General features: G+C 58.9%; 19 protein-coding genes. 11 read left to right on the top strand and 8 right to left on the bottom strand.

Annotated elements, in window-relative coordinates:
- Positions 1-82: 82 nt before the first annotated feature.
- The 3 genes from ltrA to Pan181_RS04920 form a co-directional block, all read right to left on the bottom strand.
- Positions 83-1,558 (bottom strand): group II intron reverse transcriptase/maturase, encoded by a 1,476-nt coding sequence (gene ltrA / locus Pan181_RS04930; RefSeq protein ID WP_197528920.1) that lies wholly within the window; start codon positions 1,556-1,558, stop codon positions 83-85.
- A 361-nt stretch (positions 1,559-1,919) separates the two neighbouring features.
- Positions 1,920-2,981 (bottom strand): linear amide C-N hydrolase, encoded by a 1,062-nt coding sequence (locus tag Pan181_RS04925; protein WP_145245769.1) that lies wholly within the window; start codon positions 2,979-2,981, stop codon positions 1,920-1,922.
- A 511-nt stretch (positions 2,982-3,492) separates the two neighbouring features.
- Positions 3,493-4,509 carry an alkaline phosphatase gene (locus Pan181_RS04920; RefSeq protein ID WP_197528919.1) on the bottom strand — a complete coding sequence of 339 codons (1,017 nt, stop codon included), beginning with the start codon at positions 4,507-4,509 and terminating at the stop codon, positions 3,493-3,495.
- A 264-nt stretch (positions 4,510-4,773) separates the two neighbouring features.
- Between Pan181_RS04920 and Pan181_RS04915 the strand changes: the two genes are divergently transcribed.
- From Pan181_RS04915 to Pan181_RS04900, 4 genes are all read left to right on the top strand, one after another.
- Positions 4,774-5,160 (top strand): VOC family protein, encoded by a 387-nt coding sequence (locus Pan181_RS04915; RefSeq protein ID WP_145245767.1) that lies wholly within the window; start codon positions 4,774-4,776, stop codon positions 5,158-5,160.
- Between the two features lie 136 nt (positions 5,161-5,296).
- Positions 5,297-6,571 carry a polysaccharide pyruvyl transferase family protein gene (locus Pan181_RS04910; protein ID WP_145245766.1) on the top strand — a complete coding sequence of 425 codons (1,275 nt, stop codon included), beginning with the start codon at positions 5,297-5,299 and terminating at the stop codon, positions 6,569-6,571.
- A gap of 6 nt (positions 6,572-6,577) precedes the next feature.
- Entirely contained in the window at positions 6,578-6,775 is a 198-nt protein-coding gene (locus Pan181_RS04905) for a hypothetical protein (protein WP_145245765.1), read from the top strand.
- Between the two features lie 33 nt (positions 6,776-6,808).
- The gene (locus Pan181_RS04900) at positions 6,809-7,114 is read left to right on the top strand and encodes a hypothetical protein (protein ID WP_145245764.1); all 306 of its coding nucleotides are present in this window, start codon (positions 6,809-6,811) and stop codon (positions 7,112-7,114) included.
- Between the two features lie 119 nt (positions 7,115-7,233).
- Here Pan181_RS04900 and Pan181_RS04895 read toward each other — a convergent pair whose 3' ends face one another.
- The gene (locus Pan181_RS04895) at positions 7,234-8,421 is read right to left on the bottom strand and encodes a dockerin type I repeat-containing protein (RefSeq protein WP_145245763.1); all 1,188 of its coding nucleotides are present in this window, start codon (positions 8,419-8,421) and stop codon (positions 7,234-7,236) included.
- A 255-nt stretch (positions 8,422-8,676) separates the two neighbouring features.
- Here Pan181_RS04895 and Pan181_RS04890 point away from each other — a divergent pair, with 255 nt between their 5' ends.
- The 3 genes from Pan181_RS04890 (at position 8,677) to Pan181_RS04880 (ending at position 14,062) form a co-directional block, all read left to right on the top strand.
- Positions 8,677-9,291 (top strand): RNA polymerase sigma factor, encoded by a 615-nt coding sequence (locus tag Pan181_RS04890; RefSeq protein ID WP_197528918.1) that lies wholly within the window; start codon positions 8,677-8,679, stop codon positions 9,289-9,291.
- Positions 9,292-12,390, top strand: a complete 3,099-nt coding sequence (locus Pan181_RS04885) for a serine/threonine-protein kinase (protein ID WP_145245760.1) — start codon at positions 9,292-9,294, stop codon at positions 12,388-12,390. It abuts the gene before it with no gap.
- A gap of 157 nt (positions 12,391-12,547) precedes the next feature.
- A complete protein-coding gene (locus tag Pan181_RS04880; RefSeq protein ID WP_145245758.1) occupies positions 12,548-14,062 on the top strand; it encodes a zinc metalloprotease in 1,515 nt (504 codons plus the stop codon).
- A 209-nt stretch (positions 14,063-14,271) separates the two neighbouring features.
- Here the strand turns inward: Pan181_RS04880 and Pan181_RS04875 are convergent, their stop codons facing one another.
- Entirely contained in the window at positions 14,272-15,297 is a 1,026-nt protein-coding gene (locus Pan181_RS04875) for an IS110 family RNA-guided transposase (RefSeq protein WP_197528511.1), read from the bottom strand.
- 97 nt (positions 15,298-15,394) lie between these two features.
- Between Pan181_RS04875 and Pan181_RS04870 the strand changes: the two genes are divergently transcribed.
- Positions 15,395-16,672: an Ig-like domain-containing protein gene (locus tag Pan181_RS04870; protein ID WP_145245755.1), complete on the top strand. Its 1,278-nt coding sequence runs from the start codon at positions 15,395-15,397 to the stop codon at positions 16,670-16,672.
- On the opposite strand, the gene Pan181_RS04865 is transcribed toward Pan181_RS04870, so the two are convergent.
- From Pan181_RS04865 to Pan181_RS04855, 3 genes are all read right to left on the bottom strand, one after another.
- Positions 16,660-17,307: an IS630 family transposase gene (locus Pan181_RS04865; protein WP_145244957.1), complete on the bottom strand. Its 648-nt coding sequence runs from the start codon at positions 17,305-17,307 to the stop codon at positions 16,660-16,662. The genes Pan181_RS04870 and Pan181_RS04865 overlap by 13 nt on opposite strands.
- Positions 17,295-17,759: a helix-turn-helix domain-containing protein gene (locus tag Pan181_RS04860; RefSeq protein WP_145244956.1), complete on the bottom strand. Its 465-nt coding sequence runs from the start codon at positions 17,757-17,759 to the stop codon at positions 17,295-17,297. The genes Pan181_RS04865 and Pan181_RS04860 overlap by 13 nt, the downstream gene beginning before the upstream one ends.
- A gap of 361 nt (positions 17,760-18,120) precedes the next feature.
- Entirely contained in the window at positions 18,121-20,145 is a 2,025-nt protein-coding gene (locus tag Pan181_RS04855; RefSeq protein WP_145245754.1) for a hypothetical protein, read from the bottom strand.
- 861 nt (positions 20,146-21,006) lie between these two features.
- Between Pan181_RS04855 and Pan181_RS04850 the strand changes: the two genes are divergently transcribed.
- The 3 genes from Pan181_RS04850 (at position 21,007) to Pan181_RS04840 (ending at position 24,602) form a co-directional block, all read left to right on the top strand.
- The gene (locus Pan181_RS04850) at positions 21,007-21,624 is read left to right on the top strand and encodes a sigma-70 family RNA polymerase sigma factor (RefSeq protein ID WP_145245753.1); all 618 of its coding nucleotides are present in this window, start codon (positions 21,007-21,009) and stop codon (positions 21,622-21,624) included.
- Positions 21,614-23,113, top strand: a complete 1,500-nt coding sequence (locus Pan181_RS04845; RefSeq protein ID WP_145245752.1) for a serine/threonine-protein kinase — start codon at positions 21,614-21,616, stop codon at positions 23,111-23,113. Before Pan181_RS04850 ends, Pan181_RS04845 begins: the two co-directional genes overlap by 11 nt.
- Positions 23,114-23,261: 148 nt before the next feature.
- Positions 23,262-24,602 carry a hypothetical protein gene (locus Pan181_RS04840; RefSeq protein ID WP_145245750.1) on the top strand — a complete coding sequence of 447 codons (1,341 nt, stop codon included), beginning with the start codon at positions 23,262-23,264 and terminating at the stop codon, positions 24,600-24,602.
- Positions 24,603-24,628: the final 26 nt, after the last annotated feature.

Here is a 24,628-nt window from a genome sequence, read left to right as displayed (position 1 = left end):
GTAGGCCCAGGGGATTGCTCCCCCGGGCCTCTCACAGAACCGGACTGATGGACCTCACATCCGGCTCTTCAAGTTGCCTGCCTCATGAGTCAAACAATCGTTGTTGCTTGACCGAGACCCGTTCCACGGGATTCAGTGCGTGCCATCGGTCGGTGAGCACCATCAGTCGCGTGGCAAACCAGGCGTTGGGATACGCCTTGTGGATGCCAGCGCTGACGCTGCGTCGCCAGATGCCAGTACGCTGATAGGCGGTTTGAGCCGCCGCCCGTGGAGAGACGTCACACGCAATCAGGTGGCGATAGAGATGACGTGGCCGCTTCTTCTGACGAATAATGATCGCCCGAAGTCGACGCCGCAGGTGGGCATCGATCTTATGAAGCGGCGTCAGCCGATCTCTGGTGCACAGCCGAAAATACCCGATCCACCCCCGCAGGTAGCCATTGAGTCTGTCAAAGCACGCATCGAGCGACTGCCCCCAGGTCCGCGGCGTTAGCTCACGAATCTTCGAGTCAATTCGCTCCTTGGTGCGTCCAGAGATGGCCACCGCAACACCCCCCTCTGCGCTTGCGCTCAGATGGAAGCCAAGGAAGGTCAGGTCCATCGGTCCCGATACCGAACTCTTGTCCTCATTCACGACCAGCCGGAGCCGGTGCTCAATGAACTTGCGGACGGAGTCCATCACCCGATGTCCAGCCCGCTCGCTTTGGACGAACACGCTGAAGTCATCGGCATAACGCACGAACCGTAGTCCCCGACGTTCTAACTCCCAGTCCAGTTCGTCCAAGACGATATTGGACAAGAGCGGCGAGAGAGGACCGCCTTGCGGCGTCCCTTTGTCGGTGGCGGTTCGCGTGCCATCGGGAAGCACGACCTTCGCTTTCAGCAGGCGATGCACTAGTTTGAGGAGACGTCCGTCTGCAACTCTCTGGGCCATCCGATTCAGCAGTCGCTGATGATGGACCCGGTCGAAGAACTTGGACAGGTCGATATCGACCGTCCAGACGTGTCCCCTGGCAAGATGCTGCTTGGCCTCGGCGATGGCCGTCGGTGCCCCGCGACGCGGTCGGAAACCGTGGCTGCTCGGGTGGAAGGTCGGCTCAAACAACGGCTCCAAGACCTGGAGCAGTGCCTGCTGCACGATTCGATCCACCACGTTCGGGATACCTAGCCCTCGCTCGCCACCACCTGGCTTGGGAATCCAAACCCGGCGGATGTCGCCAGGGCGATAGGTACCCGCCAACAACTCACGGCTTAGCTTGGGCAGAATCTGTGGCGCATCGTCCACCACCTGCTCAACGCTATGCCCGTCCACGCCTGCAGCGCCCTTGTTACGCGCAACATTGAGCAAGGCCCGGGCCAGATTGAACACCGAGGCCGCTCGTTCCAGCAGACGACTTGCGTCGCCTGCCTGGGTGGCCGGATCGATCGCCTCCTTGACGCTTGCTTGGTGCAGCAGGAACGCTTTGCCCGCGGATACGTCCGCGGACTTGTCGCCCTTGCCCCCTTTCGGGCTGTCGGCAAACACAAACGTCAGTTGGCGGGATTCGGCACTTAACAACTTGTCGTCCCCTTCGCTCCGCCGGCATTACCCGACTTCCTCACTACTATGGGACGATCCGACTTCTCTCCCGGCATCGATCGGTTGTCGTTGCCTCCTTCCAATCTACCGCTAGGCGGACCGGGAGAGATCTCATGGGGTAAGATAAAGCAATGTCCCGCCGCCGCTGCCCTCATTACTTCCTGGCCACAATCGGATATTGGGCGTCGCGTTGGCAGGCACGCTTGCCCAGGTCCAGTAAGCCTGCTTAAGGGTTCACTTGCGTTCAGTGCTGCGGTTCGGCTCCGGCTTCCATCCCACACGCCCTCACGGGGAAGATTCCGATTGTCCATTGTCCAAGCTCCATCTCGTGCAGTTGCCTTCACCTCGCGGTTGCCTCCGATAGGCCCCGCAGGGGACTTTCACCCCCAATCACTTCACCATGCCCATCGCACCTAACGGCCGTACCGGCCGGCTGGAACACAATGGGATCGGCCGGTTCGAACTTGGCGGAGACCTCGCCTGCAGCGTCCAAATCGGCCGCCAAGTCGAACAGTTGTGTGTCCGCATCGGCATCGAGATTCAGTTGGTCTAAGTCGACCCACACTACATTCGGCATATCACAAAACTCAAAGTAGTACCGTTTGTTGGTGCAGTCGCCGAAGGTCCGCCAAATGGTCGCCGCGATGTTCGGCCGCTCGGGATCGTTCGCACCGAGCGGGGTAGCCATGTTTCGGATCACGCTCAGCACGCCAGCGACCGCAGCCTGGTACGAGCCCGGATCCTCCGGAAGCTTCGTCAGATAAAATGCTCCGCGGGCGAAGCGATCTTCCGCTTCCATCGTGCCTGGAATCGGTTTCTTGCCCCCCAGTCCCTCGTATTGCTTCAGCAACACAAGTTGCTCGTCGTAAATCGGGGAGTTTGTCATCACTGAGTATTGTGGTCCATGGTGAACAACCATGTTGCCGCTAAGAATCTCGACGACCGCCGAATCGCCTGATGCATCCGCCAAAGACAAGTGCAGCGGAGCGTCGACTTTCGTCCCTTGGTGAACCAATTCAAAGGATTGGACCTGGCACGCCTGGGAGGCTGCCACCGCCTCGGCGACCGTTGCGCAGGTGTCGAGCAAGTATTGCACCCAAAGCGAAATCGATACCCCAGGAAGATCTGTCACTCGCTGGCCAAAGTTGGACTCGGCCAAGTAGAGCAAATTTGCGCACAGCCCCGCTTCGTTAATGCCGTCGGAGGTCGCGCAATCCCAAACAATTGTAACTACGCTGCCATACTTTGATGTCCACTGCAATGGATTCACGTCGACTAGCCCTTCGCGTGCGACACCTTTGGGCATCGCGTAGAGCTTACTCCCCATTCTCGCGGTCCAGTCCATATTGCGACCGACAAGTACAGGCTGTCCCTCTGCAGTCCATTTAACTCGCGAGCACATGATCTTCTCCTTTTGGAGTTGGAGGCTCCAAGGCATCCACTAGCTTCACCTTGGCACTCTCGTAAATCTCGCAACGCGGATCATGGGCATGTTCTCCCTACGTTCCACGCTACATCGAGCTGTGAATAAGGCAACTTCTCCCGCAATGATAACAAGCTCCAGAAACATTTTTCATGTTTACTGGCATACCTTTGTTGTATGTTCGCTGGCGACTCGTCGCCAGTCCCATCGCGCTTGATCGTGCGGATTCCAATAGGGCGAAGCGTACGAGGAGAGGGTTTGACACGCATCCCCCCGGATCCGCACAGATCTGCACAACCAATCGGATGAGAAACGCGAATTCGCACGCATGATCAGCAGATGCCTGTCACCGCAGCATTATGCGTTGCCAACATCAGGTTTGCTCTGAATGTACCGAGGATAAGAGCGGTGTCTTCTAGCGATCAACGAAATGAGTAGTGGACAATGCCTAGCGTATGACACTTTACGTAGTCCACTGGAGATTTGCTTACTATTCCACCGCGACTGGCTCAGACGGAGCTGCGTCGTCTTCGCTTTGCTTCGACTGAGAAAGGGCTTCAGTAACCGGGCGGCCTACCCAACACGCTGGTGCCGGAACGTCGAGCAACCGCAGTACTGTTGCTGCGGTGTCGTAGGTATTCACGGGCTTCTTCAGCTCGACTCCGGTGCGGATGCCGGCTCCCCAGGCGATCCACGGAATCTCAATCTCGGCCATCGTCGAGCCGCCATGGCCCTTGTCGACGCCGCCGTGGTCGGAGGTCACGATCACTACGGTATCGCTCTTGTGACCAGTTTTCTCGACAACGGTGACCACCTGGTTGATCAAACGGTCTGCCAACTGCACCGCCTGGACGTAGTCGGGCGATCCCCACCCTTCGGCATGGCCAGCGTGGTCCACATGGTCTAAGTGGATGAACAACAGCGAGGGATTTCGCGAGTTCCAGAACTCCGTGCTGCGGTCGATCGCATCGACTGGGCCGTCAGCGTCGACTACCAAGTCGCACGACTCGCTCTCCACTAAACGGCCGAAACCACCCCAATCGTGGAACACTCCAATCGCACTCGTAGGCAACCCCTTTCGCACCGCACTGAACATGGTTGGATAGATACCTTCGGAGCCTTTCACGACCGGGGCGATCTCGAAACGATTCCGCTCCCACTCGTTCGAAGTAATTCCGTGCTGTTCAGGGCCAGCCCCCATGATCATCGATGCCCAGTTCGAGCTACTACTCGTAGGCATCACCGCGCGAGCGTGCATGGTCGACGCCCCCTGTTCGCACAAACGGTCGAGCGCCGGAGTGTTCGCCGAGCTGATGCCAAACGGAGCTAAACCGTCGACTCCAATCACGATCACATGCTTGGCAGCACCTTCGGGTTCTGCCGCACGAGCAACTTGCCCGCTGCTTGCAAGCAGCATCACCAAGACTACGCAGAATGTCGGCAACTGGTAGCAGCGTGGTTCGCTTCGCATGAGTAGGATCCAGAGTTCGAGGACAGAGTAATTCATTCGATTGGCTACCGAGCGATGTTCGCACACCCGCCAACTCGCCCACGCCGAAAGCATGGTATCACTGGTTTGTTAAGGGTATGTGAACGCGCGAGTGGCAGCCCCTCCCCCTGCATTGCCGCTTGTGGCATGTCATCCGTTCTCATGAAAACAGTTACGACACCTGCCGAGCGCTTCGCTAAACTGGAGTTCGCGACAATTACTACAGACGCATGAAAGAGCAGAGACCGTGCAGCACACTTTCGATATTTGGGAGACAAATGAATGAAGCGGTTGACAGGAATCGGTGGTGTGTTCTTCAAGGCAAAAGACCCGAAAGCACTAGCAGAGTGGTATCGCGTGCACCTTGGCATGGACATCGAGTCGTGGGGCGGTATGTCGTTCTCGTGGGTGACACCCGATAACCCCACCGGCACGGGGTCGACCGTTTGGAATGCCTTTCCCGCAGAGACGAAGTACTTTGCTCCCAGCGACGCAAACTTCATGGTGAACTACCGGGTCGCGGACCTACATAGCCTGCTAGCTGCGCTTCGCGACGAAGGCTGCCAGGTGGAAGACAAAATCGAGGAATCGGAATTCGGAAAGTTCGGCTGGGTGATCGATCCCGAGGGGAATAAGCTGGAACTCTGGGAACCACCGGCCGGTTCGTAGGCGTTTGCGTCGGCGGGTCCCTCTACCAAGCTTCATCCCCATTGCTCCACCAGTTACACTGAATCAGATGCCAACTGACAGATTCCTCCTTCCACCGACTTCAGACGGGCTGCTACAGCTCGTTTGAATAAGACTCATGAACCGTCGACATTTTCTTCGCTGCACTGGCTTGGCTGCGTTGGGGCTTGGTCTAAAGCCAACAATGGCTGCTTCGCCCACCCGTGCCCCACGCATTCTGTTGCGATCTTCGTGGCAGACCGAAAACATTGGCGACATCGCACACACGCCAGGCGTGCTGTCGATGCTGCAACAGTACTTGCCGGAAGCAGAAATTACTCTCTGGCCGTCGAGCGTCGATAACGGCGTACGCGAAATGCTGTTGAGCCACTTCCCGAAGTTGAAAATTGCTTCGCGAGATAGCGAGGAATTAAAGCATGTCTTTGACGAGTGCGACTTCCTTCTACATGGTTCGGGTCCTACGATCGTCGCCGAGCGAGATCTGCTGCGTTGGCGTGAGTCGACCGGCAAGCCTTATGGTATTTACGGAATCACTTTTTCGGCAAAGGAGTCGACTTCGACCTCGGCGAGATCCGATTCGGCCCTCGCCCGTTCCGTCGATGTGCTGAGTCAAGCAAAGTTTGTCTACTTCCGCGATAGCACCTCGCTGGCCTTAGCCAAGTCGCTCGGGGCCGAGTCGCCAGTCATGGAGTTTGGCCCCGATGGAGCTTTCGCCTGCGACCTGCGTGATCCGGAGCGAGCCGATACGTTTCTGGCAAACTACGGATTGGAGCCCAACAAGTTTCTCTGCTGCATTCCACGACTACGCTATACCCCCTACTGGCTGGTGAAAGAGAACGCCAAGTACAACCTCCAGAAGCACGCCCGCAACGAGGAGATGAAAGAGCACGATCACGCCCCACTACGGGAATCGATCGTCGAAGTCGTAAGGCAAACCGATCTCAAGGTACTCATCTGCCCCGAAGACAGCACCCAAATGGCGGTGGGCAAAGAGATGCTGTACGACAAGCTTCCTGCCGATGTTCGGAGTCGTGTTGTCTGGCGACCCGATTACTGGCTCACCGCCGAGGCCGTGAGCGTGTACGTTCAGAGCGCGGGCCTATTCGGCAACGAAATGCACTCGCCGATCCTGTGCATCGGTCATGGAGTGCCGGCCATTGTCTGTCGCTTCCCCGAGCAAACCAGCAAAGGCTTCATGTGGAACGACATCGGCTTAAGCGACTGGCTCTTCGACCACGACTCGCCGGAGGACCAACAGAACATCGTGCCGAGGGTGCTCGACATGGCCAAACACCCCGAAGCTGCCAAAGCCAAGGCGGCCAAAGCTAGAGCGTTTGTCATGCAACGGATGAAGTCGAGCATGGAGGTGCTTCGTCAGGAACTGCTGGGCTAAAGTGCCATGTACTCCGCACACGAACTAGAACGGCAGATTCTCGCCTACCCGCTGGACGATTCACTCCGAATTCAACTGGAAAAGCACCTTCGCGTGACGGAGCCGCAGGGAATCGATCTGGAACTACTCTCCCGCGAACGGCTAATGGCCGAATCCCTCGAGCAGGGCTCTTCGATTGACGAGCAACTTCACGAGTACCGCTAGTTCCGGATTGCCCACTCGAATTACTTCTGGGACATGCGTGGAAGCGTGGACCATCTGTTTCGCCACTTTTCGCTCTGGCTGGTCACGTGTGCTGCGGATCGACGATTTGCATTGAGTGTGGCCATCGAGAAGAAGTTGCATCGCACTATCGACTTGGCGTCGATGCCGGTGGAGATCGCCCGCGAACTGCGGGCCGACACGGTCTGCGACATGATGCATGGCATTCTCGATTTTGTTCGTCGTTACCGTGGGCCGTCTGGCAAAGAGCCCGAACTAGCCGAAGGTGAAGTCAAGCTTCGCATGCTGGCAACATATCACTCACCGCCTTGCGGAGAGTGACAATCTTAGGCGACCGTGGGCAAAGCGGATTCTAAAGCAATAAACCTGCCGAGCCGGCATCCCACTGTTGCTGCCTTTTTCAGTGGAATGCCGGCGGCAGGGTCTCGATTTCAACTGACTTACGATGGCAGGTACACAAGCGTTGGCGAATTGCTACGACGCTTGGTTCGATGACGAAGCGTTAGCAGTGCGGCACCTCCCAACAGCACCATGGCCAGAGCCGAGGGCTCGGGCACCGCGTTCACCGCGGCTGCATTGTCGGCAATCCCGCGACCATAGTTGGTACGCCATACGGAATAGTCGTCGCTATCGATCATGCCATCGTCGTTAGCATCGGCTTCGTACTCAAGCTCCGAACCTAGCGAGTCGCGCCACACGGTATAGTCAGCCAGGTCGACTTTTCCGTCGCCATTGAAGTCGCCGTGGGTGCGGGCGGGGGCTTCCAGGTTGGCGGCAACCATGTTGGCTGCGATGAACTGGCCCAGTTCGCCTTCGGGTGGTTCCGGCAGATCCTGGTCGAGGAAGATCGAAGTCGGTTCGTGTTCTTCATCGTACGGGCCGGTATATTCGTAGTACTCGTAACGGCGAATCACCGCGTGAACGCCATCGCCAAGTTCATCCTCGGCAGCGTCCATGACTCCACCTTCTAGCAACTCCCATTCCGTTTCGGTTTCACCGATGCTATCAGGCACGATGCCGTTGTCGGACATCAACTCGGCCAGATCGACCGCTCGTTCGATCTCGGTTTTGTAGACCTTCATCCAAATGGAATCAGGCTGCTGTTCGATCACCTCGACTTCGACTTCCGCCTGCAGCCGATTCGGAGCACCGTTTACTCCTGGCATGTAGTTCCAAGTAGGCATCGGAATCGGCGCGGGCTGATTGCCGATGCGATTCCCATCGGCATCGAGCCAGTAAAAACGAGCAGCTGTGGGTTGGTTGCCAACTACCGAGAAGCCAAAGTGCTCACACCCAGCGGTTGCGACACACGCATGGCCATTCGTCGACTGGCCGACCGTCGGGGCTAAGAAGCCACTATTATCAAAGTTGTAACCAGAGTAGACGATGCGGGTACCAAACAGGTTGCCATCGTTGTACTCGGTGATGACCTCGGAGTCGTAGTTGGAGGGGAACGTACGACTAAGGTCGCCAAGATGAATGTCTTCGAGTTCGATCTCAGCACCATAGGCTTCGAACTCAGTCTCGTTGTACGTATCGAAATTCGACATGGTTCCGTAGATCGACGCATGAAGCGGAGTTACCTCAACTACCATCGCGAACAACGCAGCATAGCACAGATTACGCATGAGGGGATTTCCTTGATTTCTAACTGGGAGCAGGTGAGTTCATCGCAAAAGCAAGGTGGGAACTAGTTCGCAAAGCGGCCGCACCAAGCATCAACAGGCTTACCCGGCATAGGGGATTGCGGACTGAAGAACCGCCATAAAATGGTGAGGAACGAGAGGTTTTGGTGAAATCACGTTTTTCCCCAAACTTCTTGGCGTTTAGAATGCAGGGATTCCGCTCCTCCTTATATGGCACCGCAGCCAATGCCCCTCGATATGCCTTCAGAAGATTCATCGCCGATGCCGCCGACGAGCACGACCACCGATAGTTCGTTGCTGCGGAGATTCCAGCGAGGCGAGCAGGACGCTGCAACCGAGATTTACACTCGCTACGCCCGACGGCTCCAGGCCCTGGCAGCGAAGCAAACAGGGGTCGACTTGAAGTCCCGTTTCGACCCCGAAGATGTCGTGCAATCGGTGTTTCGCACCTTCTTCCGCCGCGCGGCGGCCGGATACTACGATGTTCCGCCTGGCGAAGAATTGTGGCGGTTGCTGCTAGTTTTGTCGCTACACAAAGTACGAGACTTGGCCGTGCACCACCGCGCCCAAAAACGCGACGTCGGCAAAACATGGTCGGTAGAAGAATCGGACGCCGGCCACACCGCCCCCGCGCCCGACGATCACCTGGCCTACGAAAGCCTGCGTCAGGTGGTGGACGAGTTGATTCATGGCATGCCAGAGTCGAATCGGCAGATCGTGGAATTGCGAATCGAAGGTTTTGAGATTGGCGAGATTGCGACCAAGACAGGTCGGGCCAAGCGGACGATCGAGCGTACGCTGCAACAATTCCGTGAGCGACTGCGACGATTAATCGATGCGGAGTCTACCTAGATGACAACGACTTCCCCTACTTCCGCGGACGACGACTGGACTGCGGTCGATACGATCATCGATCGTTTCGAGCAGGCGCGCCGCGATTCGCAGGTCGTTCGCTTGGAAGACTTCCTCCCTGCAGCCGACGACCCGATCTACCCACAGGCCGCGGCCGAACTGATACGTGTCGACCTCGAGTACTGCTGGAATGAGGGAGCAGCCAAGCGACTTGCTGACTACCAAGAGATTGCCCCCCGCTTGTTCAGCGACACGCTAACGTTGTCGCAAGTTGCCTTTGAGGAGTTCCGCCTGCGTTTGCAAGCCGGCGAGCCGATAACTGCCGCCGCGTACGAAGAGGAGTATGGCGTCGACACCAGCGATTGGCCCATCATTGGTCACTCAGCTAGCACAGTTGGGCTCGAGTCATCGGAACCTGCAAGCGACTTCGACAGCGACTATCCCGCAGCCGGCGACGACTTCGCCGGCTTTCGACTTGTACGAGAGATCGGCCGTGGGGCTTTTGCCCGAGTGTTTCTGGCCGAACAAAACGATCTGGCTCGCAGGCCGGTGGTGCTGAAACTCTCGCGGCGGCGTTCGCTGGAACCGGAGCATCTCGCCCGCTTGCAGCATACGAACATCGTGCCGATCTATTCGGTTCACGAAGCGGATGGACTGGTTGCTGTTTGCATGCCGTTTCTCGGCGAGCGGACCTTGGCCCACATTACTAGCGATAGCTCGAACACAGCGACGCCTGACTCGATTGCATTGGCCCTGCAAAGCACGATTGCCCGCCACCACGAGGATACGATTGTGGGAGTAACGCCATCGATCGAACCGTTGGCTTCGTCCGATTCGCGAACAGAGTCCACCGCGACTCAGGCGAGCACGGTATCCACAGCGCCGGCGTTGCAAGTAGTGCGCGATGTCGCCATCGGATTGAGTCACGCCCACGTACGGGGGATCGTCCACCGCGACTTGAAACCAGCGAACATCCTGATAGCCGACGATGGGCGGCCGATGCTGCTCGATTTCAATCTGTCGGACGATGCCGCGGTGAACGGATTGGCCTCGCTCACGATTGGCGGAACGCTTCCTTACATGGCGCCCGAACACCTGCAAGCGGTGCGTCACGGCGGTGACGTGGATCACCAGGCCGACATTTATTCGCTCGGGGTCATACTCTACGAACTGCTGGCGGCCGCGCGGCCCTTTGCCGATCGAAAAGGGGATTTCGAGCAGGTGGTCGATGGCTGCATCGCCGACCGCAGGTCACCTCTTGCCAGCTTACGAAACATTCAGCCTGCGGTTACTCCCTCGGTCGACGCGATTGTCAGTAAGTGTCTCGCGCCGCGCTCAGAGGATCGTTATCAATCGGCCGATCACCTGGCCGAAGACCTTTCGCGACAACTGAGCGACCTTCCGCTACTGTACGCTAGCAATCCTTCGCTTGTGGAGCGGGCTGCTAAATGGCGGCGTCGGCACCCGAAACTGATGTCGGCCACCACCGCGGGCGTGTTGGGACTGCTTCTGGCCGCGGTGTTTGCGGGATTGTGGATCGCCCGGGCGAATCAATTGTCACAGCTGGAAGCCCGGCAGCATTTCGCCGAGTTCCGCGACTCGCTCCCGCCGGTTCGCATGGCGTTAAGCTTACCCGATAGCGATCGCGATTTGCTGATCGAAGGATTGCAAGTCGCCGAGCAGGCGACCGACATGGTTCTAGATTCCGCCGTTGAATCGTGGCAAACTTCCCGTGATTACAAGCTGCTCTCCAGCGACGTTCAACACCAGTTGGACGAGTATCTGGCGGAAGTGTTTTACCTGCAAGCAAGGGCGGAGCGAATCCTGTCCCAGGACGCGACGCGACCGGAGATGGCCAACCGCTGGCTCGAGAGGGCGATGCAGCATAACCGCTTGGCGGCTTCGATCGTAGGCGCCGACTCCTACGCGATCGCCTCCCAAAAGCATACGATTGCGGAACTGATGGGGCAGGAATCGTCGCTTCCCAGCGATCTCTCCATGGTTTCCGAGGGGCCTCTCGACGACTACTTAACCGCCCAACAACTGCTGGCCGAGCATCACTATAGCGAAGCGGCAGCGCGATTAAAGCAACTTCGCGAACTTCACCCGACCGATCCGGTGGTCTGGCTGCTGCTTGGCAACGCACTCGTAGGACTTGGCGAACTGGCCGACGTCGAGGCGGCATTCTCCACGGCCATGGCACTGGAACCGCGTTCGTATGTCGCGCAGTTCCACCGTGGTCTTTGCCGATTACAGCGCGGGCAACCACTGCAGGGGTTGGAGGATTTTGATGCGATCCTCGCCCGCCAGCCCAAGTTGGTCTCCGCCCTGCTCAATAGCGCGTTGTGCTACGAAGCAGCAGGCAATCTTTCAGCGTCTGTTGCTGATTTGACCGCAGCCATCGATACCAACGAGGCACCGCCACGTGCGCTACTTCTCCGCTCGCGAGTGAAGCAGCAGATGGGAGACACCGTGGGTGCCGAGGCCGATCGGTTGGCCGGTGTCGCTCTGGTTCCGGTCGACGAGACTGGCTGGATTGCTCGCGGGATCGCCCAACTCGATACCAATCCTCAGGCAGCTTTGGCCGACTTCCGCACCGCGCTGGCGCGGAATCCGAAATCGGTTGACGCCTGGAAGAATGTGGTGCATGTCACCGCGGATCGATTGAATCAACCGGAAGACGCCCTTGCCGCGCTCAACGAGTGGCTGGCCATTGAACCTGAGAATGCCAACGCGATGATCGGACGAGCAGTGCTATACGCCCGACTGAAACAGAACGAGAAAGCCCGCAATGATATCGAGGATGCCCTGAACTTGAGTCGCGAGCCGGTTATTCTCTTCCAAGCAGCCTGCGCCTACTCGCTTATGGCAGGTAGCGATCCCACGACCATCGACCAGGGAGTCGCATTATTGAGTCGTGCGTTCGATCTCGACCTGCACCTGCTGTATCGTGCTGGAACCGATGCAGATCTCGCGACTCTACGGAACACAAAGTCGTATCAACAGCTGATGTCGGCCTACCAGGCACTTGGCGAAGTGAAACGCGATCTCAACAAACCACCGCCCGACCAGAATACAGCCGCCGATACGGAACATTGATTCGATGGTGGAGCGAGCCGACAGAGAGATTATAGTATGGCTTGAATCTTGAAGTTTTCGTGGCGGGCGTCCGCCTTGCTTTTCGCTACTCCTTGCCTAGCACCCTGCCAGTACACTTAGCTGGTCACATCACCCTACTCTTGCGGTTCAATAGCCTGTGTGGTCTTACTCGAAAGCCTCCGACAACTCTCGCAGCACGGTTCGCCGCAAGCGATTGTCGTGCGAGCGACTGGAGCCGCGGGTCGTGTTGGATGCTAGCGGGGGACTCGTGGGGGTCGATCCCCACTTTACGCTCAGCTTCACACCCGATGGCACCCAGGTTGGCCGGGAGACGAGCACGCTCCAAGCCACTTTTGATTCCATCGCCCCGACGGCCGACTGGCAAGAAGCCATCCTGCGGGCCTTCCAAACCTGGGCGATTCACACGAACGCCGACATTGGGTTGGTCGATGACGGAGGGCAACCCTTCGGCGTGCCAGCTGCCAGTCAGCACGACAGCCGCTTTGGCGACATCCGCATCGGCACATCGGCCCTGTCGCCCGAGGTCGGTGCGGTTTCGGTGCCGATCAACAACCTCGGTTCGGGAAGTTGGCTGACCGACGTTATTTTCAACACTCAGTTCGACTATCAATCCATCGACGATGTGCTGGCAGTGGCCATGCACGAAGCGGGCAACGTGTTTGGGCTGGCCGACAGTGCCGAGCCGCTGTCGCCACTTCACAGCCATGTTACGCCGCAAGTGCTATCGCCCACCGCCACCGACATCGCAAATCTCCAGAACCTGCATGGCGTGCGCGTCGACGATGCTTATGAGAATCATAGCAGAGAAGGAGGTTCCTCCGCTGGCGATAACGATTCGTTTGCCAATGCCACGCATCTGAATCCGGCCGAGGCCTACGGCGCTGCCGAAGGCACCGGGCCGACCATCGTGTATGGCGACCTGACCACGCTGGCCGATCAAGATTATTTTGTGATCAAGGTGCCTGGCGACTACCAAGGCAGCATGTCCGTTCAGCTCAAGACACAAGGCATCAGCCTGCTGCAACCAGAGCTCACGGTTTACAACGCGAATGAGCATCAACTACTCCAGACGACTTCCAACTTGGTCGGCGGGGCCTTACTAAATGCCCAGCTCCCCTCGGTTTCGAGCGATCAGGAATACTACGTAAGAGTCGACGCGGCAACTCAAGACATCTTCGCCATTGGTGGATACTCGCTCTCGATCACGTTCGACGATAGGAACTTGGTAGATCAGTCGCTGATCGACGACCTAATGTCGGGAACGTATCGTTCCCTGTCGCAAGACGAGTTGACAACCTTCTTCGACTCGGACGACGACGATCACCTGAACGAAGACGATCACACCGACGACCATCTGGCCGAAGGCGTGGAGCTAGAGACCACGCTCGGCTTCGCAGAAGGGACCCGCTACGAGACGTTTGCCAGCATCTCGGACGCGAGCGATGCGGACGTTTACAGCATCAAGTCGCCGCCGTCGGATATCGGGCTGCTCAACGTGATGACCGTGTCGGTCCGGTCGTTGGATGCTGGTGGTCTTGTTCCGCAGGTGACCGTATTCACCGAGGATAGAGAATCTATGGGAATCTTTGTCAAGCGTGGTTTCTTAGGGGATCATCATTTTCTCCTATTGTCGGATGTTTTATTTCGTTGAACCAAGACCGCTGGGGTATGCGAGTCATCGGACCTGCCGTCCGTGCTCAAACATCTATGCGGTGATCACCCGCCACTCCGTTGGCAAGTGTCCCATAAAAACGTCGGCGAAGAATGTCCCATTCACTCGTGCGCCGATCGGAGTCGCTCTCCGCCGGCATTCTCTATATCGAGATCATCCTGGCTTACGGTCGGTTCGTTCGTGGATGGCTACTTGGCCGCGGCAAACTGGTAGGCTCGTCCGTCGCGGAGCATGGCGTGGACGACCAAGAGCAGTCGCCGGGCAATCGCACAGGTCGCCTTTTTCTTGCCGGTGCGTTGGCTTAATCGCTCGAAGGTCGTCCGCCAGCGGCTGCTCGATTGCTTGACCCGGTGGGCCAGTTGAATCATCGCCCACCGCAACAGCGGCGAGCCCGCTTTGGTGATGCCCAAGGCCTTGCGGTGGCCATCGCTTTCGCGGAACCCGGGCGACAGTCCCGCAAAGGCGACCACCGCATCGCCGCTAGTAAACCGTCGCCAGTCGCCCAACTCGGCCAGTAGCACGTTGATGGTCACCGGACCTGCGCCGGGAAGCGTGGCCAACACCTCGCGGGCTTCGCGTTCGGCCAGCGGTGCCCGCTCGGCGAACTCACGCAACCGGCAATCGACGTTCGCCAAGTGGTGCCGGGCCTGGTCGAGGTCTTCCAACAGGTCGTCAACGAGCCACCGTTCTTCGTCGAGAAATTGAAACTGTCTGAGGGCCTTCCGCCCGATGCGAGTGAACAGGTCGCGGCGGTCGGCGTTGTAACGGGTCAATAGCGCGCGAATCGTGGTCTTGATCGAGGTGATGCGATTCTGCACCTTCTGCCGTCGGCGGATCAGCGAGCGATGTTGCCGCACGCGGGGCGTGGCTCGCCACGCTTCGGGGATCATGTTGTGAGCCAGAAAGTCGGCCAGCGTCTGGGCATCGATCTTGTCGCTCTTGCGAGTGCTGTCGGCGATGACGCGGAGTTTATGGGGGTGGGCGATCACCACCCGCCGGGCCAGCGGTTCGGCCAGGGCCGCAAACCAGTCGTAGCCGATGGTCGCCTCGACGGTGATGCAAAACTCCCCGAGCGAGGCGAGGAACTCGCCGATCTGATCGGGCTCGTCGCAGCGTAGTCGCTTTCGCTGGACGACTCGCGTGGAGTGGTCGTGCCATTCGACCACGCACAGGCTAACGGTCTTCTTATGCAAATCGGCACCAACGTACTTCATGGGAATCTCCTTGCGTCGGGGTGAGACGGGCGAATAACCGTCCGTCGGTGTACCACGCCCCGGTGCACGCGACAACGCACGCAACGGGCTGATTCCCATGTTTTCACTCGTCCCCTCCGAAGTGATCGTCAATGGAGGAGGTACCCTACAAGTACAGATCACCGGTGTCGAACCCGATGCCGACTATGCGGTTCAAGTCGCCGCTGAATCAGCGGCCGGCCCCTTCTCGGTAGGTAACTACCAGCTGACAGTTTCGTTCTCGGCAACTTCCGCTAACTTGCAGTCGATGGCAAGCGGAACCGTTGGTGATTCCGTGGAGCAAACCGAGCAAACGCTCTATGTTGGTCGACCTCAGCTATTTCACTTTGTGTTGGAAACTGGCGAGTCGACCACGACCACTCCAACTGCCATTCTCGCAACCATCGAAGACGATCAAGGGCAGGCGGTGTTGAGCGTCGCTGCTTTAACCGGGCAAACACGTAGCGAGTCGGCCGTGCTGCTCGCCCCTGGCACTTATACAGCGAGGTTCCGTCCGATTTCGCTGGCAACCACTGATCTGCCCGCCATTTCTTACAACCTGCTCGGCACCGGGTTGTCGGATCCCTTTGTGGGCGACCCGAGCGATCCCACGGGCAATCCGTTTCAGTGCCCCGACAACCCCGATTTATTCTGCTATCCAGGAGTACCGGAGCCGAAATCCAATCTCTACATGTGGGATAGCGCGATTGAGTCGCTCACCAACGCCCCGCCGAATCTTTCGCTCAATGAGTTGGCAGACTTGCTGATGGGCAATTGGTGGAGCTGGTACTGGCCTCAAGCGAGTTGCAACGAACCGCCGCTAACCATGAACGACACGTTCCATGCGTTGCCGACCACATCCGCAGTCCCTCAGCATCTGGTGTCGACTCGGAGTGTACTCGAGAACGACGTTCCAGCGCCGGGCGAAGCGGTGGTAGCATTAGTCGACACCAATGTGCAGCATGGGACGTTGACCTTCAACCTGGATGGCACGTTTGATTACGCGCCTGAACAGGGATACGTCGGCACCGATCAGTTCACGTACACCGCTTACAACTTTCAATCGACCTCAGCCCCTGCGACGGTTACTCTCGTGGTGCAACTGCCAGGCGATTACGACAACAGCGGCCTCGTCGACGAGAACGACTACTCGCTCTGGAAATCGGAATTCGGTACCACCAATCTATTTGCCGACGGCAACGGCGATGGCATCGTCAACCTGGCCGACTACACCGTATGGCGCGACAACCTGGGTGCCAGCATGCCGACTCCACCAGCCCTAGAGGCCTTGAGTTTAGATGCCACGCCGGTGGCGCCCCCCGTACTAGTACGTCGTCCCGGAAGTCATTTCCTATAGAGTTCAGGGAAGACGCGTTTGGCGTCTTTTCGATGGAAGGTCCAATTGATTTTGATTTTCTTCCGATTGCGGTCGCGTGAACAGTGGGAGAGTTCGCTTTGAACCTTGTCGAGCGAAGCCAACCGACGTCCCAGGCATTGTCGCTGTATGGCCGAGATTTCGATCTCGGCCATGTTGAGCCAACTGGCATGCTTGGGGGTAAAATGCCACACAATCCGCTCCAGCATTGGCCGAGCCGCCTCCTCGCCAAAGGTTTCGATCAACGACTTCTCGTTGTGCGTGTTGAGGTTGTCCATCACCAGATGAACCCGCTCTGCGTCGGGATAGCGCTTCAAGAGGTCGCGGACGAACCGGGCGAAGTCGGCTCGCTTGCGGTGACGCTTGGCCTGAACGAATCGCTTGCCCGCCTTCGGCTCGACCGCCACGAACACGCTGCAGGTTCCGCAGCGGCGGTACTCGTAGTCCTGCTTCGCGATCTTGCCGGGTGCCGCGGGCTCGGGCGGCCGCGCGTCGTCGACCCTCTGATAGGGCTGCTCGTCGAGGCAGACGACCGGCTCGTTCGGGTCGAGCGGCTTCTCGTACTGCTCGAGGACGTCCTCCATCCGCTCACAGAACTCGTCGTTCAGCTTGGGCACGCACCAAGTTTTTTTCGCCACGGCTTCAGGTCGTGTTCCTTGAGCCACAGCGAGACCTCCGTCACGCTGAGCGAATCGACGAAGCCTTCCTTCACCGCGTGCTCGCACAACAATTCCAGCGTCCAGCGAGCCCGTCCCTCGGGCGGCTCGCTGCACGCCAGGGCGATTACCTGTTGCTGCTGCCGCTTGGTGAACTCTGGGGGGCGGCCCGAGCGAGGCGCATCGTACACCGCCCGCTGGACGCCCTCTTCGCAGAACCGCTTTCGGACGGCTCGGACGTTGCGCGTCGTGCAGCCCACATGCTCGGCGATCTCTTCGTCGGTGCATCCCGAGTCCGATTTCAATAATATCTGGCAGCGACGCACCACTTGCGCCGCGCGGGCGCCTGAGCGTGCTAGCTGCTCCAAACCTCCACGGGCCTGGTGGTCCAGGCAAACAATGTGCTTTTTCATTCCGCAGCATATAGCAGCGGAATGGATTTCAGGAAAGACGTACTAGCATCCTCCTCTGGTGTTTCGACATCGTCCCCAACCTCAGTACCCGACACGACATCTGGCAGCACGATACCGCTGGCCCCACTCTCCACCACGCTGCGTCAAACAGCAACATCGCAAGCGACCGCTTCGGAGCAAGGTGCGATTCTCACGCAAAGTGTAGCCCAATCGTCTGGCGACCTCCGGCCAGCTCCCCTGCTCCGCCGACAGGATCGGAACCAACACCAACGCCCTACACACTCCGCCTACGATGCAGCGTTTACCGACTGGGGTCAGCAGACAGAGCAGCAGTCTACCGGGCAGCGTCACGGCGTTCTCTCTATCGATTGGCAAGTAATTCGCCGTCGATAGCTCGCGTTTTTGAATTTCTTGAGAACTCTCTGGCATCAGTGGTCGAACCATCCTCCGTAACACTGATTCCCTTCCAGGTCACGACGCCGGCACCTGACAAGTCGATGTCGAGTGGAACAAACTCCGCTGCTTCCGCCGACCTGGGGTACGCTGCCAGACAGATGGCTCCGAGCAACAGGGCGAGGTGGCTCCCCCTCCCCACACCTCGCAGCCGCAGGGCCACCATCGTGAACAGGCCACCCGCGAGCATTAGCACTGCGCCAGGCTCGGGGACAGCGACTCCCAGATCGACGAGAAATGCAGCATTGTTACCGCTGGGGTCAATGGCCGAACCAACGATAAAGCGGCCATCATCGGTGATGTCGTAGGCGTGGGTCAATTTCCAGCCGGCTAGCTCGTCCGCCAGGTCGTATTGAGTCGCGAGCAGGTCTTGCAGAGGGATCATACCGGTCGCATTGGTCCAGTAACCGGCCAGGCGTTCTCTCAAATCGTCGCCGTCCGTGTAGATGACTCCAACAACGGTTCCACCGTCGGGCGTAACATCGATACCCGCTGCTCCCCAGGCGGGATCATTCGTGTCGAGCACGCGAGGCGAGGTGAGCCCATCCCACAGTAATCCGAGAGGTGGGTGCTCACTATTGCTGGGGAAGTAAATCACGCGCCCAACGGTCCAGTTACCATCACTCGACAATCCGACTGCCGAGGTACTCACCATCGGCGAAAGTTCCTCCTCTTCGTGCAGTGGGTACGCCTCAGGGCCGAAGGCTTCCGTCCACAGATACGGCCCACTATTACTTCCGACGATCTTGCTTCCGTCGGCAGAGGTCACCATCGCACCGTTCAACGGCAGCTTTGTGACTAGTCCATCGACCCAGCGAGTAGCGTGCCCCGATGAGCCCCCCAGGTAGCTCGTGCCGACAATTGTGGTTCCGTCTTGAGATATTCCTTTTGGAAATCCCCAAACGGCGTCTTCTGGCAGTGGGAGATCTGTCAAAACGTCATTGAATATGACAAACGGGGTGTCTCCGGTGCCGTCACCACCTCGCTGGTACCCGCCGGCGATCCTGGTGCCGTCTCCCGAAATCACAGCGCCGATCCTCACCTCGGTTGCCAAAACCTCGTAGCCCCCCTCAACAGTCCATCGAACCAGTTCCTTCGTATCCGTGGTCGAGGCGACGATCGTCGAACCATCCTCCGTAACACTGATTCCCTTCCAGGTCACGACGCCGGCGCCTGACAAGTCGATGTCGAGCGGAACAAACTCCGCTGCTTCCGCCGACCTGGAGTACGCTGTCAGACAGATGGCTCCGAACAGCAGAGCGAGGTGGCTCCCTTTACCCACACCTCGCAGCCGCAGGGCCACCATCGTGAACAGGCCACCCGCGAGCAATAGCACTGCGCCAGGCTCGGGGACAGCGACTCCCAGGTCGACGAGAAACGCAGCATTGCTACCGCTGGGGTCAATGGCCGAACCGACGATAAAGCGGCCGTCGTCGGTGATGTCGTGGGCAACGGTTAGCTTCCACCCGGCAAGCTCATCCGCCAAGTCGTATTGAGTTGCGAGCAGGTCTTGCAGCGGGATCATACCGGTCGCGGCGGTCCAGTACCCGGCCACACGATCCGACACGTCCGAGCTGTTTACGTAGATTTGTCCAACTACGGTCCCTTCGAGGGTCACGTCTAGCCCCGACGATCCCCATTCAGCGTTATGCGTGTCGAGCACTTGCGGCAAGGAGAGTCCGTCCCAAATCAGCCCGATCGGAAGACTACGGGCTTCAAGTGTGGTAAATCCCTGGCGACCGACAGCCCAGCGACCGTCACTCGAGAGCCCAAGGGCCGAAGGGAGGGTGGTCGGCGAAGGATCCAGCCCCGCAAGTGGCGGCAGTGTCTCGATTCCGTTAGCGACAGTCCAGCGTCTCGCTCCGTTTCCAACAATCGTACTGCCATCGGCCGAGACCGCGCTCGTTAGGCTCATCGGTAGTAGAGAAATCATCCCATCGACCCAAGCGGTTCCGGCGTTGCCGAGAGGGTCCGTCAGGTAGCTTGATCCAATGATGGTTTTCCCATCTTGAGAGATCCCTCTGACTCGGCTGTACCATGCTTCTTCGGGGATGGGGAGATTGGATAGCACGCCGTCGAAAATTTCGAACGGCGTGTATAGCTGAGATTCGCCATCCCTTCGAAAGTAACCGGCGATCTTGTTTCCGTCTCCCGAGACGACGGCGCCAATCCCGACTTCGGTCGCGAGCACTTCGAGGCCGCCTTCTCGCGTCCAGCGGACCAGGTCGCCTGGCAGGCTTGCAGTTGTCGGGCCGACCCCCACCGACGTAGCGACAACGACCGAACCATCCTCCGAGACACTAATGCCCTTGGTGATCAGTGTGGCACGATTGGCACCCGATAAGTCGATGTCGAGCGGAACAAATTCCGCCGCGTTCGCGGGGCATCTTGCGAAGCAAAGGGGGAGCAACCCGATGAAAAGGGCCAAACCCAACAGCGGCTGAGAAACTCTTGGAGTGAAGCGGAAAGGCATATATCTTCGGCTTGTCTGGGAGGGAGTCGTGGAGGGGGACGAAGGAGGCCTGGCAGAAGCACGTCGGCATTTAGCCTCCCCCCAATAGGCGATTCTCACTCCCCCCATGTGACGAAGAAACTTGAAGAAAATTGAGAGAGAGCAACCGCAGGAAGGGGAAAGTCTCTGCCGTTTGCTGACGGGTAAGATTCTCCAGAATTCGTTTCGCCAATTATTGCGACCCCGTTACTGGGTTATTACAATCCACTCGCAAGCGAGAGGCGGCTACGCAGCTTTTTTCAGGGTTTCCTGTCTCATCGTCGCACCGTTTCCGCCTTATCTATGAAGAGCCCTTCCACCGATCCCCCTGTTGATGAGTGGTCCGCGCTGCTGGCGCAGGCCCGCGAAGGAGATTCCAACGCCCTCGGGGAGATCTGCGAGCGGCTCCGCGACTACCTCTTGTTGATGGCCGCCGGCGACTTAGGCGCCGACCTGACGCCTAAACTAGGTGCCTCGGACATCGTGCAAGAGACCATGCTCGAGGCGTGCCGTGATTTCGATGCGTTTCGGGGAACGAGCGAGGCCGAGTACCGCAAGTGGATTCGACGACTGCTGGACCGCAACCTGATCGACGCCGCGCGGGGGTATCGCGATGCGCAACGACGGCAGACGTCCCGAGAGGTTCCCCTCGATCAGCAGGGGCTCCGAACAGGTATAGTAGCTAGCGACAAATCCGCCAGCAGTCTCTTCCGTCGTGGTGAGTCCGACGAAGAGTTGCTACGGGCTATTGGTCGCCTGCCGCCAAATCAGCGACAGGTAATCGAGCTGCGGCATCGGCAAGGGTTCTCCTACGCAGAGATCGCCGCCGAGCTAGGCACGACCGTCGTTGCGGCTCGGAAGGCGTGGTCGCGGGCTGTTGCCGCCCTGGCCAAGGAACTTACCAACGTCGATGAATTCTGAACAACTTACCAACGACGAAAGTGAGCCCGAGGACTCGCCAGCGTTCGCCCATCTGGTCGAGCGACTAGACAGTCTGTGGTTTGAAGAACGACGCGAGGCTGCCGCCGAGCTGCCGAACTTGGTTGGCCGCCGCTGTGGAGGTTACACCATCCGCAACGTCATCGGACGCGGGTCGTTTGGCGTCGTGTATCGGGCCAGCGATGATCAGCTGCAGCGGTACGTCGCCTTGAAGTCCCCGCGCCCCGAAGTACTGCTCGATCCAGAACGCTTTCAGCGATTCCATAGCGAAGCGGCAACGGCAGCCCGGCTCGACCACCCAGCGATCGTGCCGGGCTACGAAGCCAACCTGAGCGGTCCCACCCCCTACATCGTCTCGGCACTGTGCACCGGGCCGGATCTGTGTCGGTGGCTTGCAGACCGCGAGGTCCCGGCCACGGCGGAAGACGCGGCTCGGCTGGTCGCCGACTTGGCCGGGGCGGTTCACTACGCCCACGGCAAAGGAATCCTGCACCGCGACCTGAAGCCTAGTAATATATTGTTGGAGCCACTCGCTTCGTACAACGACGGAAAGCAACTCGCGGAGTTCCAGCCGAAACTAACAGACTTTGGGTTGGCGAAAATCGCCGAAGCGGGGCTGCAAGACACGCGGTCGAGCTTACTGGTGGGAACACCGCTTTACATGGCGCCCGAGCAACTCTCAAGCGACGCGAAGCGAGTCTCTGCTGCGACCGATGTTTATGCCCTCGGGGCGGTGTTGTACGAGCTGTTAACGCTCCGCCCCCCCTTTGAGGGATCGAGCTACGTCGAAGTGCTCGACAAACTCCACAGCGGTTCCCCCCGCCCCCTGCGTGCGGAGCGGCCCGAAGTCAGCGTTGACCTTGAGACGATCTGCGCTAAATGCCTGGAGAAAGACCCCGCCAACCGCTACGCTACGGCCGCAGAGCTAGCCGAAGACCTCAGTCGATTCCTCGCGGGCAAGCCGATCCACGCCCATCCCGTCAACTGGCGCGACCGGTTTTCACGCTGGGTTCGCCAGCCCGAACGGATTCGAAACGCTGGGGTCACCACGGTCTGGTTCCAGGCACTAAGCTCGGTCTGGATGTGGCTGATCGCCGGAGCGTCGATCGCCATCAGTTCCATCGAGATCGACGGGGTGAGGACGGCCATCGACTCGCTGATTGCGACACTGTCGTTCAATACGCCGCTGTTCGTATTGGGTTGGCTCGTTATGCGTGGAAATCGGTGGGCGTTCGTCCCGGCGGCGCTGCTGAGTTGCGCCGAACTGGTAGTTGCGGTTCACGCGGCGACGGACCAGGGCCTGCTCTTCGCCCACGCTTATCCCACGCTCACATCGAAACTGGCGTCGTACACCATGCTGATCATGGGAAGCGCTCTGCAGTTCATCATGTATGCCTTGGCGGTACCAGCCTGGCTACGCGAGCGGAGAGCGGGCGTCGTCACGGCGATTTCTCCCTCGATTGGCAAGTGATTCGCCGCCGATAACTCGCGTTATCGATTTTCTTGAGAAATCTCTGGCGGCCCTCTGCTGCCGAATCGGCTCCCCTTGTTGCAAGGTGTCTCCCTGTCGCCGGGGAGAGCTGGGTGCCCTCTTCTGACGCAACCAATGGCCGAGAATCATGAACCATCAAAAGCCGTTTAGCCTGCTTCCCACCCGTCAATCGTTGAAGGTGTTGCTGATTCTGGTTGTCGTAGCCGGCGGCCTCTACGGGCTGACCTCGGCGTTCGCCCAGGACCGGCGGCAAACCACGCGTCGCAAGCCGCAGCAACAGGAGGCCCAACTGCAACCCTCGGCATTAACTCAACAAGGCACGTCGCAACGCCGCAGCTTTCAATCGCCGCGCCGGCCACAACTCAGCAAGGTCGATAGCCATGTGATCCTGGCCTTCAACGACCTCGGCATGCACTGCATGAACGAAGACTTCGAGCAACTTTGCATCCTGCCCCCCTTCAACAACCTGCACGCCCAGGTCATCCGCCGCGGGCGCGAGCCGCGAATCGTTGATCGCAACATCCAGGTCAAATACCGAATCCCCAACAACACGACCTCGGTCAACAAGACGAACTTCTGGGACTTTGCTCCCGAGTTGTTCGGCGTTCACCTGCCTGCCGACGTGGGACTCACTGGCAATACGCTGGCTGGATCGATGCTTGCCACGGGAAACAACGACTGGTCGGCCACTGGCATTCCAGTAACTCCCATCGCCGACAACGGGGCGCTCAACGCCTACCCGTTGGCCGAAGTATGGGCCGAGTCGCAGGGTCAGGTCATGGCTTTGACCCATGCGGTGGTGCCGGTGTTGTGGGAAATTAGCTGCAATATTTGCCACGCCCCCGGCATGCCAGGCCCGGTGGTCGACGCCGACATTCTGATGAAGCACGACTTGAAACATAACACCCAACTGCTGGGTGGCGACTCGGTGCTGTGTGCGTCGTGCCATGCCGACCCAGCCTTAGGAACCGCGGGCCAGCCTGGTGTGTCGACGTTGTCGGCCGCCATGCACAGCTCCCACGCTTCGCGGATGCAGCCAGTGTTCGACATGGGCATGACCAACGAATGCTACGCCTGCCACCCAGGATTCAAGACCAACTGCCAGCGCGATGTCCACTACGCCAAGGGCATCTATTGCAACTCGTGCCATGGCGACATGCACGACGTCGGCAATCCCTTCCGCATTCCGTGGGTCGACGAACCGACCTGCGGCAGCTGCCACAAAGCGATGAACTCGGAGTTCCACTACGAAGAGCCCGGCAAGCTGTTCAAAGAGTCTCGCGGCCATGGTGGGGTGATGTGCGCTTCGTGCCACGGCAGCCCCCACGCGGTCGGGCCGGCGGTCACTCCGCAGGACAACGTGCAAGCCATCGAGTTGCAGGGCCACGCTGGGCCGATCTCCGATTGCACGGTCTGTCACATCAATCGTCCCGGATCGAAGTTCGAGCATCACAACTTCGACGATTAACAACCGCACCCGAATCGCTCAACTCC

This window comes from Aeoliella mucimassa (assembly GCF_007748035.1).
GTDB lineage: Bacteria > Planctomycetota > Planctomycetia > Pirellulales > Lacipirellulaceae > Aeoliella > Aeoliella mucimassa.
This window is presented reverse-complemented; position numbering and strand designations above follow the sequence as displayed.

What these genes read in the sequence shown, in the direction of transcription:
- Pan181_RS04925 (WP_145245769.1), bottom strand. Translation starts at nt 2,981, where the DNA reads ATGTGCTCGCGAGTTAAATGGACTGCAGAGGGACAGCCTGTACTTGTC.
- Pan181_RS04920 (WP_197528919.1), bottom strand. Translation starts at nt 4,509, where the DNA reads ATGAATTACTCTGTCCTCGAACTCTGGATCCTACTCATGCGAAGCGAA.
- Pan181_RS04915 (WP_145245767.1), top strand. Translation starts at nt 4,774, where the DNA reads ATGAAGCGGTTGACAGGAATCGGTGGTGTGTTCTTCAAGGCAAAAGAC.
- Pan181_RS04910 (WP_145245766.1), top strand. Translation starts at nt 5,297, where the DNA reads ATGAACCGTCGACATTTTCTTCGCTGCACTGGCTTGGCTGCGTTGGGG.
- Pan181_RS04905 (WP_145245765.1), top strand. Translation starts at nt 6,578, where the DNA reads ATGTACTCCGCACACGAACTAGAACGGCAGATTCTCGCCTACCCGCTG.
- Pan181_RS04900 (WP_145245764.1), top strand. Translation starts at nt 6,809, where the DNA reads ATGCGTGGAAGCGTGGACCATCTGTTTCGCCACTTTTCGCTCTGGCTG.
- Pan181_RS04895 (WP_145245763.1), bottom strand. Translation starts at nt 8,421, where the DNA reads ATGCGTAATCTGTGCTATGCTGCGTTGTTCGCGATGGTAGTTGAGGTA.
- Pan181_RS04890 (WP_197528918.1), top strand. Translation starts at nt 8,677, where the DNA reads ATGCCTTCAGAAGATTCATCGCCGATGCCGCCGACGAGCACGACCACC.
- Pan181_RS04885 (WP_145245760.1), top strand. Translation starts at nt 9,292, where the DNA reads ATGACAACGACTTCCCCTACTTCCGCGGACGACGACTGGACTGCGGTC.
- Pan181_RS04875 (WP_197528511.1), bottom strand. Translation starts at nt 15,297, where the DNA reads ATGAAGTACGTTGGTGCCGATTTGCATAAGAAGACCGTTAGCCTGTGC.
- Pan181_RS04870 (WP_145245755.1), top strand. Translation starts at nt 15,395, where the DNA reads ATGTTTTCACTCGTCCCCTCCGAAGTGATCGTCAATGGAGGAGGTACC.
- Pan181_RS04860 (WP_145244956.1), bottom strand. Translation starts at nt 17,759, where the DNA reads ATGAAAAAGCACATTGTTTGCCTGGACCACCAGGCCCGTGGAGGTTTG.
- Pan181_RS04855 (WP_145245754.1), bottom strand. Translation starts at nt 20,145, where the DNA reads ATGATTTCTCTACTACCGATGAGCCTAACGAGCGCGGTCTCGGCCGAT.
- Pan181_RS04850 (WP_145245753.1), top strand. Translation starts at nt 21,007, where the DNA reads ATGAAGAGCCCTTCCACCGATCCCCCTGTTGATGAGTGGTCCGCGCTG.
- Pan181_RS04845 (WP_145245752.1), top strand. Translation starts at nt 21,614, where the DNA reads ATGAATTCTGAACAACTTACCAACGACGAAAGTGAGCCCGAGGACTCG.
- Pan181_RS04840 (WP_145245750.1), top strand. Translation starts at nt 23,262, where the DNA reads ATGAACCATCAAAAGCCGTTTAGCCTGCTTCCCACCCGTCAATCGTTG.